General features: G+C 29.9%; 7 protein-coding genes. All 7 read left to right on the plus strand.

Annotated elements, in window-relative coordinates:
- The first annotated feature begins 606 nt into the window (after positions 1-606).
- The 7 genes from HMPREF3045_RS07375 to HMPREF3045_RS07405 all read left to right on the plus strand — a co-directional run bounded on the left by HMPREF3045_RS07375 (position 607) and on the right by HMPREF3045_RS07405 (position 15045).
- Entirely contained in the window at positions 607-1707 is a 1101-nt protein-coding gene (locus HMPREF3045_RS07375) for a PP2C family protein-serine/threonine phosphatase (RefSeq protein ID WP_070607409.1), read from the plus strand.
- On the plus strand, positions 1697-2338 hold the full coding sequence (gene deoC, locus HMPREF3045_RS07380) for a deoxyribose-phosphate aldolase (protein ID WP_070738300.1): 642 nt from the start codon (positions 1697-1699) through the stop codon (positions 2336-2338). The genes HMPREF3045_RS07375 and deoC overlap by 11 nt, the downstream gene beginning before the upstream one ends.
- Entirely contained in the window at positions 2339-3784 is a 1446-nt protein-coding gene (locus HMPREF3045_RS07385) for an alpha-amylase (protein WP_070738302.1), read from the plus strand. It abuts the gene before it with no gap.
- Between the two features lie 5 nt (positions 3785-3789).
- Positions 3790-4377, plus strand: a complete 588-nt coding sequence (locus HMPREF3045_RS07390; RefSeq protein WP_070738304.1) for a ribonuclease H1 domain-containing protein — start codon at positions 3790-3792, stop codon at positions 4375-4377.
- 29 nt (positions 4378-4406) lie between these two features.
- Positions 4407-5306 (plus strand): DMT family transporter, encoded by a 900-nt coding sequence (locus HMPREF3045_RS07395; protein WP_070738306.1) that lies wholly within the window; start codon positions 4407-4409, stop codon positions 5304-5306.
- Positions 5307-5406: 100 nt separating this feature from the next.
- A complete protein-coding gene (locus HMPREF3045_RS07400; RefSeq protein WP_070738308.1) occupies positions 5407-6633 on the plus strand; it encodes a diphosphate--fructose-6-phosphate 1-phosphotransferase in 1227 nt (408 codons plus the stop codon).
- Positions 6634-6801: 168 nt separating this feature from the next.
- Positions 6802-15045: an InlB B-repeat-containing protein gene (locus HMPREF3045_RS07405; protein ID WP_070738310.1), complete on the plus strand. Its 8244-nt coding sequence runs from the start codon at positions 6802-6804 to the stop codon at positions 15043-15045.
- The last annotated feature ends 245 nt before the right edge of the window (positions 15046-15290 follow it).

Raw genomic sequence — 15290 nt, forward strand, 5'->3', positions numbered from 1 at the left:
TCAAAATAAAATGAAGAATTAAAATTTGATTTTTATTTTTGGATAGTAGTCTTCTATTTTAGAATGAAAATTTTTGTGTATTTTAAATTTAATATAAATATTTTATATAGATTAGCAAATGAAATATAGATTCATTATCAACGGACTTAGATAAGTTAATTTATTTTTTTGTAAAAGGAATTTTAAATTAATATAAATTTTTAATATAGATTGGCTAATGATATATAGATTCATTATCAATGTATTTAAATAAGTTAATTAATTTTTTTCTAAATGGAATTTAAAAATTTTTTTAGATTTTATGTGAAGTTTTCAATGCTTTATTGATATTTTATAGTATTGCTTTTGAATTTTGATTTTTGTTTTGTATTTGATGTAGAAATTTATAATGAATTTTGTTTTGTATTTGATTTAGATTTTTATTATGGATTTTATTTTTGGATTTAGTTTTTAATTTTGCCTTTCTTTTTATCGATAATTTCTTTAAATTTTAGTTTTTGTTAATAATTTTTTTAATAAAAATTTCATTAGTTTACTTAATTAATTGAAAATATATCCTATAAATGTTACCATAAAAAGAGAATAAATGTTTATAAAGAGGTTCTTATGGGTAAGGCGAATATAGAAAAATTTAGGGATGATAATTTCTATGTCTTAAACTCAATGGATGACTGGGTTAGGATACTTGATAAGTATGGTAGGCTTGTTTTTATTAATGAAAAAATGAAACGAGATATTCATCTTGACAGGTCACTCATTGAGCAAAATATTGATATAGAAAAACTTAGTGAAAAGGCTGATATTTTTAAAAATACTACAATTGAAGAAGAAAAACTCATTAATGGTAAATATTATTCTATTAAATCTTCTCCCCTTTATAATGGCAATGAATTTATGGGAATTATTGAAGTTTATAGGGATATAACTAGCGAATCTAGGATGAAAGTTGACCTTTTTAATGCAAATAGAAAGATGCTTGAAGATATTAGATTTGTTAGAAAAATTCAAGCAAGTATTTTGCCAAAAAATAAAACTTATGGGGATATAAAGCTTGAGGGAAGATATATTCCATCAAATGATCTTTCGGGGGATTTGTTTGATATTATTAAGGTTGATGAAAATAGGTATGCCTTTTATATAGCCGATGTTATGGGTCATGGGGTTAAATCTTCTATTATGACCATGTTTGTAAAATTATCTATAAGCGGAATTTTTGAACGACATAGTGATTATTCTCCAGGTCAAGTTTTGAAAAAACTTAGGGAAAAGTTTGTAAAACTTGATATGAATTCATCCCAGTATTTTACAGTTTGGGTTGGAATTTTTGATAGCCTAAATGATAGCCTTACTTTTTCTAATGCTGGACATAATTGCCCACCTCTTCATCTTATTGAAAATAAAAATCGTGTAAATAAACTTGTTGTTTCTGGTAGGATGATTTCTAATATTATTGAGCAAAATATTTACCAAGAAGTTACTATTAAACTTCATCCTAAAGACAGGATTTTATTTTATACTGATGGTGTTATTGAAAGTAAGGATATTGAAAAAAACGAGTATTCTGTTGAAAGATTGATGGAAAAATTAAAAAATAAAAATAATCTTGATTCTATTTTAGAGGATTTAGAAAAATTTACTTGGGGCGAACAAGATGACGATATTAGTCTTGCCCTAATCGATTATAAAGGAGAAAAAAATGAAAATTAATCAATATATTGACCACACTTTATTAAAAGCTGATGCAAGAAAAGATGAAGTTAAAAAGATTGTAGAGGAAACTTTAGAATATAATTTTAAATCAATTTGTGTAAATTCTTCTTATGTTTCTATGATTAGAGATATGGATAAGGATATTAGAATTACATCTGTTATTGGTTTTCCTTTGGGGGCAATGACTACAAAGGCTAAAGTTTTTGAAGCAGAAGATGCTATTAAAAACGGCGCTGATGAAATTGATATGGTAATTAATGTAGGAAGATTAAAAGATAAAGATTATGCTTACGTTTTGGAAGATATAAAAGAAGTTAAAAAAGCTTGTGGAGATAAAATTTTAAAAGTTATTATTGAAACTTGCCTACTTGATGATGAAGAAAAAATTAAAGTGTGCGAGCTTTCCAAAGAAGTTGGTGCAGATTTTGTAAAAACTTCTACAGGATTTTCTACGGGTGGAGCTACAAAAGAAGATGTGGCTCTTATGAGAAAAACTGTTGGGGAAGAAATGGGAGTTAAGGCAAGTGGAGGAATCCATACCTATGATGAGGCAATGGAGATGATAAATGCTGGAGCAAGTAGACTTGGTTGTTCAGCATCAATTGCCATCGTTGAAGGGGAAAAATAAATGAGCGATGTTATGATGCAAGCCTTCGAGTGGGACAGTCCCGCTGACGGAGGCTATTATGCTTTTTTGAAAGAAAATGCAAAGAAAATAAAGGATGCAGGAATTGATGCTCTTTGGCTTCCGCCAATGTGTAAGGGCGGGGGCGACCAAGATGTTGGATATGGAATTTATGACTTGTGGGATTTGGGAGAATTTGACCAAAAAGGCACAGTCAGAACCAAATATGGAACGAAAAAAGAATTGTTAGAGGCAATTGATGAGCTTCACAAAAACCATATAAAAGTTTATGCTGATGTTGTTTTAAATCACAAGGGAAACGCCGATTTTGAAGAAGAATTTATGGCGAGAATGGTAGATCAAAATAACAGAGAAAAAGACGTATCAGAAGATATGAAAATAAAAGCTTGGACTGGTTTTGATTTTCCAGGAAGATCTGGCAAATATTCTGATTTTGTTTGGCATTATTATCATTTTACAGGCGTTGATTACGATTCAAACACCGACACAAAAGCAATTTTTAGAGTCCTTGGAGAAGGAAAATATTGGGATGAGGGCGTAAGTGATGAAAAAGGAAATTTTGATTATCTTATGAACGCTGACATAGACCATTCCCATCCGGAAGTAAGAGAAGAAATTTTCAAATGGGTTGATTGGTTTATGGAAGAAACTGGGGTTGATGGTTTTAGGTATGATGCATTAAAACACATATCTGATGAATTTATTTATGATTTATCAAATCATATAATGGAAAAAAAGAAAGATGATTTTTATCTTTTCGGGGAATATTGGCAATATGACGAAGGTCAAATTGATGGATATTTGGACGATACTGATTGGAAAATAGACTTATTTGATGTGCCACTTCATTTTCACTTTGAAGAAGCTAGTAAATCTAACGGAAATTATGATATGAGAAATATTTTTAATAATACAATTGTCAAAAATCATCCCCTCCAAGCAGTAACCTTTGTCGACAATCACGATTCCCAACCAGGTCAGTCATTGGATTCCTGGGTTGAAGATTGGTTTAAAGAAATCGCCTACTCCTTGATTTTATTTAGAAAAGATGGTTATCCTTGTATTTTTGCAGGAGATTATTATGGACTAAAAGGAGAAATCAAAAAAGATCCATTAAAAGAAATGATAGATAAGATGCTTGATGTGAGAAAAAAATATTCTTATGGCGATCAAGATGATTATTTTGATAATCCCCAAGTTGTAGGTTGGGTAAGAAGAACAGATTCTGATACATCTTCTCTTGCAGTTTTAATTTCCATAGGAGATATGGCTGAAAAACAAATGTTTGTAGGCGAAGAAGAAGCTGGAAAAACCTATATAGATTTGTCAGGCAACAACAAAAACGAAGTTACAATCGATGAAAATGGAAACGGAATTTTTAATGTTGGACCTGGTTCAGTTTCATATTGGGCAGCAAAGGAAAATTAAAACAAATGAAATATTACGCAGTAAAAAAAGGCAGAAATCCTGGGATATACACATCCTGGGATTTGTGTTTAAAAGAAGTAAAAGGTTACAAGGGAGCAATATACAAGTCTTTTAAGAAAAAAGAAGATGCAGAAGATTTTTTGGAAGACAAAGAAATTCAGATAAAAGCTGACAAAGATTCAGTAATTGCCTATATAGACGGTTCCTATTCTAAAAAAGATAAAAAATACGGAGTAGGAATAGTCTACATAACAGACGAAAAAATCGAAGAAATTTATAAAGATTTTGATGATGAATTTCATATCCACAGAAATGTTGCAGGAGAAGTAAAGGCAAGTGTTGGAGCAATCAACAAGGCAATTTCTGAAGGCAAAAAAACAATCTATATCCACTACGATTATCAAGGCATAGAATCATGGGCAAAAGGAGAGTGGAAAAGAAATAACGAACTTACCCAAAGATACTACGAATTTTTCCAAAAAGCAAAAGAAAAAATCGACGTACATTTCATAAAAGTAAAGGCCCACTCAAACGACAAATACAACGACATGGCAGACGCCTTGGCGAAAAAATCCTTGGGGATAGAAGGATAAAATATTTTAAGATTTAGTAGAGATACAAAATGAAAAACAAGAAAATAAAAGCAATAATTTCAGCCTTATTAGCAGCAGTTTTATTTGCAATAAGCACACCCCTATCAAAAAAATTAATGGAAAATATTCCACCTACTTTTATGGCAGCATTTTTATATTTAGGAGCAGGAGTTGGCGTAGGAATAATGTATATTTTTAACTACAAAAAAGAAGACAAGTCTTTGAGATTAGATAAATCAGATTTTAAATATACAATCGCCATGATAGGACTTGATATACTTGCCCCCTTACTTTTGATGGTTGGAATAAAACTTGGTTCAGCATCAAATGCATCATTATTAGAAAATTTTGAGATTGTAGCAACAAGCCTAATTGCACTTATAATTTTCAAAGAAAAAGTTTCATCTAGGCTATGGATTGCTATATTTTTTATAATAATTTCAAGTTTTATTTTGACATTTAATGGTAAAACTAGCCTTGATTTTTCAATTGGTTCAATATTTGTTTTATTAGCCACAATTTCTTGGGGACTTGAAAATAATTGCACAAAAAAAATTTCTGAAAAAAGTACTTATCAAATAGTAACATTAAAAGGAATTTTTTCAGGATTGGGTTCACTTTTTATAGGTCTTTTATTAAAAGAAAAAATAATTAATTATAAATATATATTTTTAGCAATGATCTTAGGATTCGTAGCTTACGGTTTGAGCATATTTTTATACGTAAGAGCACAAAGAGATCTTGGAGCAGCAAAAACAAGCGCCTATTATTCAGTAGCACCATTTGTCGGAGCATTTTTGGCTTTTATAATAAATGGAGAAAGACCAGATGAAAAGTTTTTGTTAGCTTTGATTTTTATGATTATTGGTACAATATTTGTAGTGAATGATAGTTTAATTGATAATAAAATTAATAAATTTGAATTATAAAAAAGACAGAAAAGTTAAAAAGCTTTTCTGTTTTATTTTTGCCTTAAAATTTCTAAATAAAATGGTACTATATATAAGGATAAAAATTTAAGGGGGATATATGAATTGTTTAATTGGTCAGTCAGGTGGTCCTACCGCTGTTATTAATTCTTCCTTGGCTGGTGCTATCCAAGCTGGGATTGATTTTGATTTTGAAAATGTATTTGTTTCACTTAATGGAATTGAAGGACTTTTAAGTGAAAATATTAAAAAAGTTGATAAAGATTTGTTTAAAAAGGAAAATGCAAATGAAAGGCTTAGAAAAAGGCCTTCTTCTATTCTTGGTTCTTGTCGTTTTAAATTAAGTGATGATTTGAAAGATTGGCAATATAAAAAAATCTTTGAAAATTTAAAAAAATATGAGATTTCAACTTTTGTCTACATTGGTGGAAATGATTCAATGGATACAGTTATGAAACTCAATTCATACATAGAAAAAAATAAAATTGATTGGGTAAATGTAGTTGGCTGTCCAAAAACAATTGACAATGATTTGTGCGAAATGGACCATTCGCCTGGCTTTGCATCTGCATCAAAATTTGTAAATTCTGCCCTAAGACAAATTAGGCTTGATTGCGATATATATCCAATAAAATCAGTTACCTTTGTGGAAATTATGGGAAGAAATGCAGGCTGGCTTACAGCAACTTCTTATCTTGCAAATTATAAAAGAAAAAAAGATATAGTAAATTTAGTCTATCTTCCAGAAGATAAAAAATCATTAGATGATATAGAAAAAGAAATTAAAGAAAAATTCAAGGAAGATAATAATTTGCTAATAGCAGTTTCAGAAGGCTTTATGGACAAAGATGGAAAACTTTTAAATGAAAAACAAAAATCATTTGATAAAGGTTTCAATCATCCAATAATTGCAGGCATTGGCTTAAAAATTTCAGACTATATTCACGATAAATTAAAGGTAAAAACTCGTTCAGTTGAATTAAATATTGTCCAAAGAACAAGTTTTCTAATTTCAAAAACCGATTCAAATGAGGCTTACCAATTGGGATATTTGACAATAAAATATGGGAAGGAAAAAACAAATCTTGTTCCCATATTAAAAAGAGAAAATTCTAAGGATTACAAAGTAAAATATTTTACAACAAAACCATCAAATATAGCAAATAAAGAGAAAAAAATCCCAAAAGAATGGCTAGAATCAAGAGAGATTTTAAAAGAAAAAATTACAAATTACACTCTTCCATTAATAAAAGGAGAAATAGACCAAGAATTTACAGATGGAATTTTTGATTATATAAAATTGGAAGATTTTACAAAAAATAATTAAATAAATTAATAAAAATAAATCAGCATTAAGAATAAATCTTGTGCTGATTTTTTTTGTAGAAAATTTTTTCAATAATATGTATTTATTTTGTAAAAAAACCTTTTCTTTCATTGATTATTATTATATAATTAAGGTAATAATATAGTGAAAAAAGGGAGGTGTTTTTTAGTGAAAATCAAAAAGAAAAAAATATTGATTTCAGCACTGTTACTAGCTATTATTTTGCTCGGTACAAATATGGCTTTGGCGTATAAAAATCGTGATGACGATAGCGATGATTTTTATATAGACCAAATAAATGACAAAATTGTAGAAAAACCTACCGAGCTTAATGAGGGAGAGGATATTGAAAAACAATTAGAAAATCCAAAATATCCTAACATTTACACCTATAGGTGGGATTACAAAATTGGTGTAAAAGAAAATGGTTTAGATAAGGATAAAATCATTTTTCAACCATACATAGCAAGCGTAGGAGAAAATGCAAGCCCAGAAGAAAGGGAAAAAGTTTTAAAAACTATAAACTTGCCTGAAATAAAAGGCTACGACAAACCAAATGGCATTGATTCCTATGATGTTACTTATGATTTTGTAAAGAATAATGCCCAAGATACAAAAAAAGCTAGCTTTATATTTTATGGAAATACTGATTATAAATATGAACCAAAAGAAGGAAAAATACAAGTAAAATATCTTTTCCAAAATTTATATGATCATGAAATATATGAAAATCCAAAAGATGAAGAAAAACCATTAATCAGAGAATATAAGGCAAAAACTGGAGATAAATTTAAAATCCCAGAATTAAATGAAAAAGATAGTGAAAAGTATGCAAAAGGATTTGAACCAGAACAAAACAATCTTGAGGTAACAGTTCCAGAAAATGCAAGTGATACTCCATTAATTTATCACTACAATAGAAAAACTTTCCAAGTAGATTTTGATTCTGATGGTGGATCTTATGTACCAAATATGACCCTATACTATGGTCAAACTATTCCATATTTTGATTACAAACCAACAAAACGTGCGTCTGATTTTATAGGATGGAAATCTAATAAAGATTTAGAAACTTCTGATGGCAAAATAAAAATAAAAAAAGGCGATCTTATAGACATGAAAAATTATCCAGATGGCCTAAAAGAGGCAATGCCAGCAGAAAACATAACCTTTACTGCAGTATGGGATGAAAAACCAAAAGCAGATTATAAGATTCAATTTTGGACTCAAAAAGCTGAATCTGATGGCTATGATTTTATTGGAGCAAAAGTAATAAAAAATGTGGACACAAACTCTCGTCCAGATTTAGATAAAATGTTACCAGAAGGTTTCAAATTCCCTGAAATAGAAAAAGATCTTACAAATAAGGGAAAAGAAAAAGAACTTAATAAATATTATGTTAGAAATACAAAAAAAATAAAAGAAGAAAATACAGAAAATGTTAAAAATGATGATGGAACAAGTGAAGTTGTTGTAAAAAAAGTTCATTCTGATAGCTCAACTACCTATAACATTTACTATGATCGTCAAACATATACAATGCTATTTGAAAAATTCTGTATTGATGAACCTGATGCTGGTTTTCCAGCTAAAGAAGCAAAAATGGTACTTCCTGATGGAAGAAAATATGATTCTACAAAAGAAGTGAACAAACCATATAAATTTACAGCAAAATTTGGCGAGAGATTGACAAAATGGCCTAATGATATGTGGCTTATAGAAAAAGGCGGGGTTGACTTTGATCCAAATCGTAGTTTTATAGGATGGCAATTAAATTCAGAAAATAATGGAAATTTAGATCAAAGTTTATATCTTGATACTCCACCATACTGGCTAACATCAAAGGATTTTATAGATAAAGATTTTACAGAACTAGATCCAGCGGTAAGACCTGCAACTCACTCAACTTCAACAGGAGAAAAATTACCTGAAAGAACAATTTCTCTTGGACCATGTTCAAGTGAAGAGTTCCAATTTGCTATCTACTATATGGAATATTTGTTTGAGGGCTTTGATGGCAAGCTCCACTATAATCCAGATATGTCATATACAAAAATTGACACAATTGTTCCATACCCATATCCTTCTCCAGGTATTGTAGGATTTACACCTAAATATGAGAAAATTAATCCTGTTGAAGATGCAAAAAAACGTCCTGCAAAAAAAGAAGGATATACGCAAGATCTTTCAAAATTAACTTTTGATGAACTTAAAAATGAATTAGATAAATATGAGGAAAAAAGACCAGAGGATGAAAAGTCATTTTTTGATCCTATAGCTGAAAATGGAATTAATGGAGTTCCTTTTAAGGACATTCCTAGATACCGCTTTGCATTTACTTATGAACGTGAAAAATATAAACTATTTCTTGATACAGATCCATCAGATGTAAATGCACATGCTGATTTTTCTGGAAAGACATTTTCAAATGGTAAAGAAGCGATTATATCTGATGTATATTATGATATACCTCTTAGAAAATTAAATCTTGATGAAGAATATAAGCTTACAGAAGCTGATAAGCCTGAAAATCTTCCTGATGATTATGTATTTAAGGGTTGGGCATTGGATGCTCAAGGTAGCAGGCTTATTAAAGATACTATTAAAGAGGCTGAAAAGCTTGAATCTCAAATTGCTGAAAAATATAAAGAACTTGAAAAAAATTCAAATGACAAAGAAAAGAAATTTAAGTTACAAAATGAAATAAAAGAGTTAAAGTCTAAGCTAGATGATGCTGATGCTAACATGCCTAATTATGATGTTGTCCTTTATGCAAAATGGGGCGAACCTGACAAAAATTATAAGGTAAAATTTGATCCAAATGGTGGAGATATTAATTCTATTGAACAAAATGATATTGCAACTCACAAAGATGGCGAAAGAATTAAAATATCAACTGAATTTGGAAAAGTTCCATACAAGGTTCCTGAAAAACTTGAAAATGAAGGCAATGTTCAAGTATTTGATGTAGCAAATAGAATGACAATAAAACAGCCACCAAAACCACAAAGAGATGGTTATGATTTCTTGGGCTGGGAGCTTGTAACTTATAATGAAGATGGTAGTGAAGATAAGTCTTATAAAGATAAATATAAAGTACCAAGACTTTATTCTTTTGGAAACGAAATTATATCAGATCTTCATCTTAGAGCAATTTGGGCAAAAAATAGTTTAGTTGATGTAAAAGTATACCATCACTTGCTTGATAAAGATTTTAATGAAGTAAAATTAGTTGATGGCGTAATAAAAAATCAAAGAGTTAAAACAAACACTACAGCTTATGGTGTTATGCAAGGTGAAGAATACATCTTGGCTAATGATGATGAGTTTGATAATAAAAATGTAAGTGAAGATACAAAAAATGAATATGAAGCTTATAAAAAAGAAACTGAGAGAAAAAATACTTATTATCAAAACCAAGTTGTTCAAGCTGAAGATGATAATACAACACTTGATGATAATCAACAACCAATAAAGTTGGAATTTAAAAATCAATTCCACTTCTACTACAGACCTTATCGTTATAGAAAATATACAGTAAATTATCTACTAGCAAAAGATGGACAAGATAAGTTTGAAGCAGTTGGAAGTCAAGGGGACAAATTTGAAAATGTAATAGAACCTGAAGAAGTTTTGAATGGAAACAGGCACTTTGATTCTGTAAACTATAGAAAAATAAGAGGTTTCAAATTAGTAAGTCCTCCACAAACTCAATTATTCTTTAATATTAATGAAGATACTCACGAATTACTTGATATTAATGGAGTAAAAACAAAAGATATAAATTTCTATTATAAAGATGTCAGAGTTTTAAAAACAAAAAATCCAAAGACACCAATACCTAAGGGCTATCACAGAGTTACCTTTAAGGCACTTGACAATGGTTCATTTGGAACAGACGAAAATGGCAAGGAAATAAAAGAACTTTATTATGATGTAATAGATGGTTTGAATTTCTCAAATATTCCTGTACCAACAGATAAAGAGAAAAATGGTATAAAAATTACTCCAGCCAAAAATTACAACATTGGTTCATGGAGTGGAAGAAGAGAAGATGGAAAAGAATTAAATGGTTTACTTGATGAAAATACTTCAATCAAAAAGAGTTATGAATTTGAAATTGACTTTGTAGAAGATGAATATCCAGAAGTAAAACTTATTAAAGTTTTTGAATCATCAAAAGATGATGGCGGAAAATTCATCAATGATTTTATTCCAACAAATGCCCAAATAGAAGAATCTATTAGCGACTTAATTAAACTTGAAAAATACAAAGATTACCAAGTCTTAGAAGAAGAAAAAATCTATGATAAGGTAAAAGAAAATGAAGAATACAATAATAAGCCAAGTGATGTTAAACCTAAAAAAGATTCAATTAAAGTAAGGGTTAATTTCAAAAATGATACTTACAAAGATTTTGAAATTCCTTTAGAAATTTACAAAAATATTTATAGGGCATTGGATAGTAAATCTAAACCAAATATAGTTCAAAACGACGAATTTTTGAAAGATTTTGTAAAAGTTGATGTAGTTCCAACAAATAAGGCTAAAGATAAACAAATAAAAACTTATTATGTAAATCCAAAAGCTCAAGTAAAAATTCCAGAAAATGATCCAGAAGGAGAAAATGACTGGACATTTGAAAAATGGACTACAGGCGGAGATGATATTGCAGATCTTAAAGAGCAAATAAAAGCTAGAAAAGATTACGATATGAAATCTCTTCATATCTTTGAAAAAGAAACTGTAATTACTGCAAGATATTCAAAAACACCAAAAGATATTGTATATCCACCAAGTGCAGAAATGATTACAACTTACGTAGGAAAATATCCAGAGCTAAAAGACTACAAAGCTGCAATAAAAGCGGGAGAAATTGGAAAAACTGGAAAATTTGCAGAAATCGAAGCTTATGAAATAGTAGAAGAAAAAGAACCAGAAAGAAAAAAACCAGACGTAAGCAAAGAAATATTAGATGCAGATACAAAAATAAAAGATCCAAAAGATCCAACAAAAGAAGTTTACAAAAATTACAAAACAATAAAAGTAATCTACAAAACAGATGAAGTATTCTTAGTTGACGTACCAGTAAAAGTACTAGATACAATCAAAGAAGTACCAGATCCAGATACAATTCCAGGAGAAGACTACAAAGATTACATTCTAATAACAGTAGATCCAACAGACAAAGCAAAAGATCCAACAAAGAAATACTACAGAGTAAGAAAAAATGTAGAAGTAACAATTCCATCAAAAAATCCAGAAGGAAAAGAAATAACAAGTACAAATGGTGAAAGCCACAGCTACGAATTTACCAAATGGAAAGAAAAAGAAGACACCGAACCAAGAAAATGGGAAAAAGGTAAAAAAATCACAGGCAAATTCGCAAAAGACACAGAAATAAAAGCAAAATATAGTCTTAAAGCGTGGGAACAAGAAAAACCAGAGAAAAATGTAATACCAAATGACCCAGAAAATCCACAAGAAAAACCAGAAGGTTATGTAAGAGTAAAATTCACAAGCGATGACGGATTAACACTAAGTGGAATTCAAGAATATTTCGTAAAGAAAAATCTTGGAATAACATTGAAAGATATAAAATGGGCACAAATAGAAGAAAAAGTAGGATATACATTCGATAAATGGGATAAAGAAAAAGATTTAGAAATAAAAGATAAAGATATAGTTGTAAATGCAACATCAAACCCATTAAAAGATGTAATACCAAAAAAAGATGGCGAAGAACAACCAAAAGGTTACGTAAAAGTGGACTTCAAAACAGACGGAAATGGAACACTAAAAGGTGTAACAACCTACTATGTAAATCCAACCAAAGAAGTAAAACTAAAAGTTCCAGAAACAAAAGCAAAGATAGGCTATGAGTTTAAAGAATGGGACAAAGATGCAACCAAGCCAACAAAATATGAAAAAGATACAACAATCACAGCAAAATTCAAAGTACTAGATGATGTAAGCGAAACACCAATAGAAGATTACGTAAAAGTAATATTCCAAATAAAAGGAGAAGGTGGAAAAATAAAAGAAGGCGAAGTAGAAACCTACTATGTAAATCCAGAAAAGAAAGTCATAGTAACATCGCCAAAGCTAGAAACAGAAATAGGCTATAAATTCAAAGGATGGGATAAAGATACAAGTAAACTAACCCAATATACAGAAAAAGAAACAATAATAACAGGAACATTTGAAAAAATAGCCGACATAATCCCAGAAATTGATGAGGATGGAAAACCAAACGACAAACCAAAAGGCTACGTAGAAGTAATCTTTGAAAAAGGAAAACACGGAGTCCTAGAAGGAATAACAAAATACTACGTTAATCCAACAGTAGGAAAAAAATTAAAAGAAATTAAGCATCCAGAAATCAAAGCAAACAATGGATACGAAAAATACGGATGGGATAAAGACGATAATACAGAAATAGACAAAAAAATAATCGTCACAGCAAGATATAGCAAAGAGCTTACACCATTAGCACAAGAACCAAGTGCAGAAATGATAACAACCTATGTAGGAAAATATCCAGAGTTTGAAGACTACAAAAAAGCAATAAAAGCTGGAAAAAATGCAGAAATCACAGCTTGCGAAATAGTAACAGATAAAAAACCAGACGTAAGTAAAGAAATATTAGATGCAGATACAAAAATAAAAGATCCAAAAGATCCAACAAAAGAAGTTTACAAAAATTACCAAACAGTAAAAGTAGTTTACAGAACAGGAGAAGAATACTTTGTAGACGTACCAGTAAGAGTATTAGATACAATCAAAGAAGTACCAGATCCAAATACAAATCCAGGAGAAGACTACAAAGATTATATCCTAGTAACAGTAGATCCAACAGACAAAGCAAAAGATCCAACAAAGAAATACTACAGAGTAAGAAAAAATGTAGAAGTAACAATTCCAGTAAATAATCCAGAAGGAATAGAAAAAGCAGGATTAAATGGAGAAAAACATCAATTTGATTTTATAAGATGGGAAGAAAATCTAGATAAAAATCAAAGAAAATGGAATAAGGGCAATAATATTATTGCAAAATTTGAAAAAGACACAGAAATAATAGCAAAATATAGTCTTAAAGCGTGGCAAATAGAAGAAACCAAGAAAAATATTATTCCTGATCCGGAAGAAATACCTGATGGCTATGTAAGCGTAACATTTACGAATGATAATGGTTTGTATTTGGACGGCACACAAAATTATGCTGTAAAGAAAAATTCAAATATCAAATTAAGTGATTTGAAATGGCCAAGTGTTGGAGAAAATTTAGGATATAAATTTGAAGCTTGGGATAAAGAAAAAACTTTAGAGATAAAAGATCAAGACATAGTTGTAAAGGCAAGCTCAAAGCCTATTGATGATGTGATTCCAAATGATGGAAACCATGAAAAGCCAAAAGACTATGTAAAAGTAGATTTTAAAACTGATGGTAATGGAAGTCTAAGTGGACAATTATCATATTTTGTAAATCCTACAAAAGAAGTTACGCTTGATATTCCAAAAGCAAGTCCAAATACTGGATTTGAATTTGAAGCGTGGGATCATGATGCAAGTATGCCAAGTGTTTATAGAGTTGATACAACAATTACAGCATATTTCAACGAATTGAATGATGTAAGCACTGAACTTGTAGAAGGATATGTTGAAGTTTCTTTTGTAACACAAGGCGAAGGTGGCTCAATAATGGATGGACAATTTACAAAATTCTATGTAAATCCAGAAAAAGAAGTTATTCTTCCACCACCAAGTTTAAATGTTGAAATTGGATACCTATTTAATGGTTGGGATTTTGATACAATACAATTTGTTCAATACAAAGAAAATAAAATAGTTACTGGAACATTTGCTAAACTTCCTGATGTAATTCCAGAAGTTGATGAAAATGGTAATATTAATGATAAACCTCATGGATATGTTGAAGTGATTTTTGAAAAAGGAGATCATGGAGACCTTGAAGGAATAACAAAATATTATGTAAATCCAAAAGCTGGAAAAACTTTAGCAGAAATTACTCATCCAAAAATTGTAGCAAAAACAGACTACAAAGTAAAAGGATGGGATACAGATGATAAGACAGTAATTAATAATAATATAATAGTAACTGCCTTGTATGAAAAAATTGAAAAAGCAGATCCTAAGCCACAAGAACCAAAAGATCCACCACAACCATCTAAACCATCAAGCACAGAACCTTCTAAAGAAAAACCAAGTTCTAGCAATGAAAAGGATAAAGATGGTAAATTACAAAAAGTAAGTGGAGATGATAAAAAAGGTTCAAATGTTGGAGGCACAAAAATGCCAAAAACAGGAATTGAAAGCAATTTAGGATTCTATTTATCAACAATTGGACTAAGCACAATTGGATTATTTATCCTAAAAAAGAAAAATAAGTAAAATTTTTCCTAACCCTAGCTAAAGCTAGGGTTAGACTGTTTACAAAGTTAGTTTAGTAATTTATTGTTAATTTAAAAATAAAATTACGCCACAGCCCATCTCGACTAGATGATTGTGCCTTGATTTGGCACAATCATCCCTAAAACTAAGTGCGAAAGCACGAAGAAGTTTGCGAAGCAAACGTGTTTTAGTGTGAGTGTAACGAACGCATGGAGAGATCCCATGAGATTTCTCCGCTCGTTGCA

The organism is Anaerococcus sp. HMSC075B03 (assembly GCF_001815585.1).
GTDB lineage: Bacteria > Bacillota > Clostridia > Tissierellales > Peptoniphilaceae > Anaerococcus > Anaerococcus vaginalis.

Coding starts and splice junctions, on each gene's coding strand:
- HMPREF3045_RS07375 (WP_070607409.1), top strand. CDS start 607: ATGGGTAAGGCGAATATAGAAAAATTTAGGGATGATAATTTCTATGTC.
- deoC (WP_070738300.1), top strand. CDS start 1,697: ATGAAAATTAATCAATATATTGACCACACTTTATTAAAAGCTGATGCA.
- HMPREF3045_RS07385 (WP_070738302.1), top strand. CDS start 2,339: ATGAGCGATGTTATGATGCAAGCCTTCGAGTGGGACAGTCCCGCTGAC.
- HMPREF3045_RS07390 (WP_070738304.1), top strand. CDS start 3,790: ATGAAATATTACGCAGTAAAAAAAGGCAGAAATCCTGGGATATACACA.
- HMPREF3045_RS07395 (WP_070738306.1), top strand. CDS start 4,407: ATGAAAAACAAGAAAATAAAAGCAATAATTTCAGCCTTATTAGCAGCA.
- HMPREF3045_RS07400 (WP_070738308.1), top strand. CDS start 5,407: ATGAATTGTTTAATTGGTCAGTCAGGTGGTCCTACCGCTGTTATTAAT.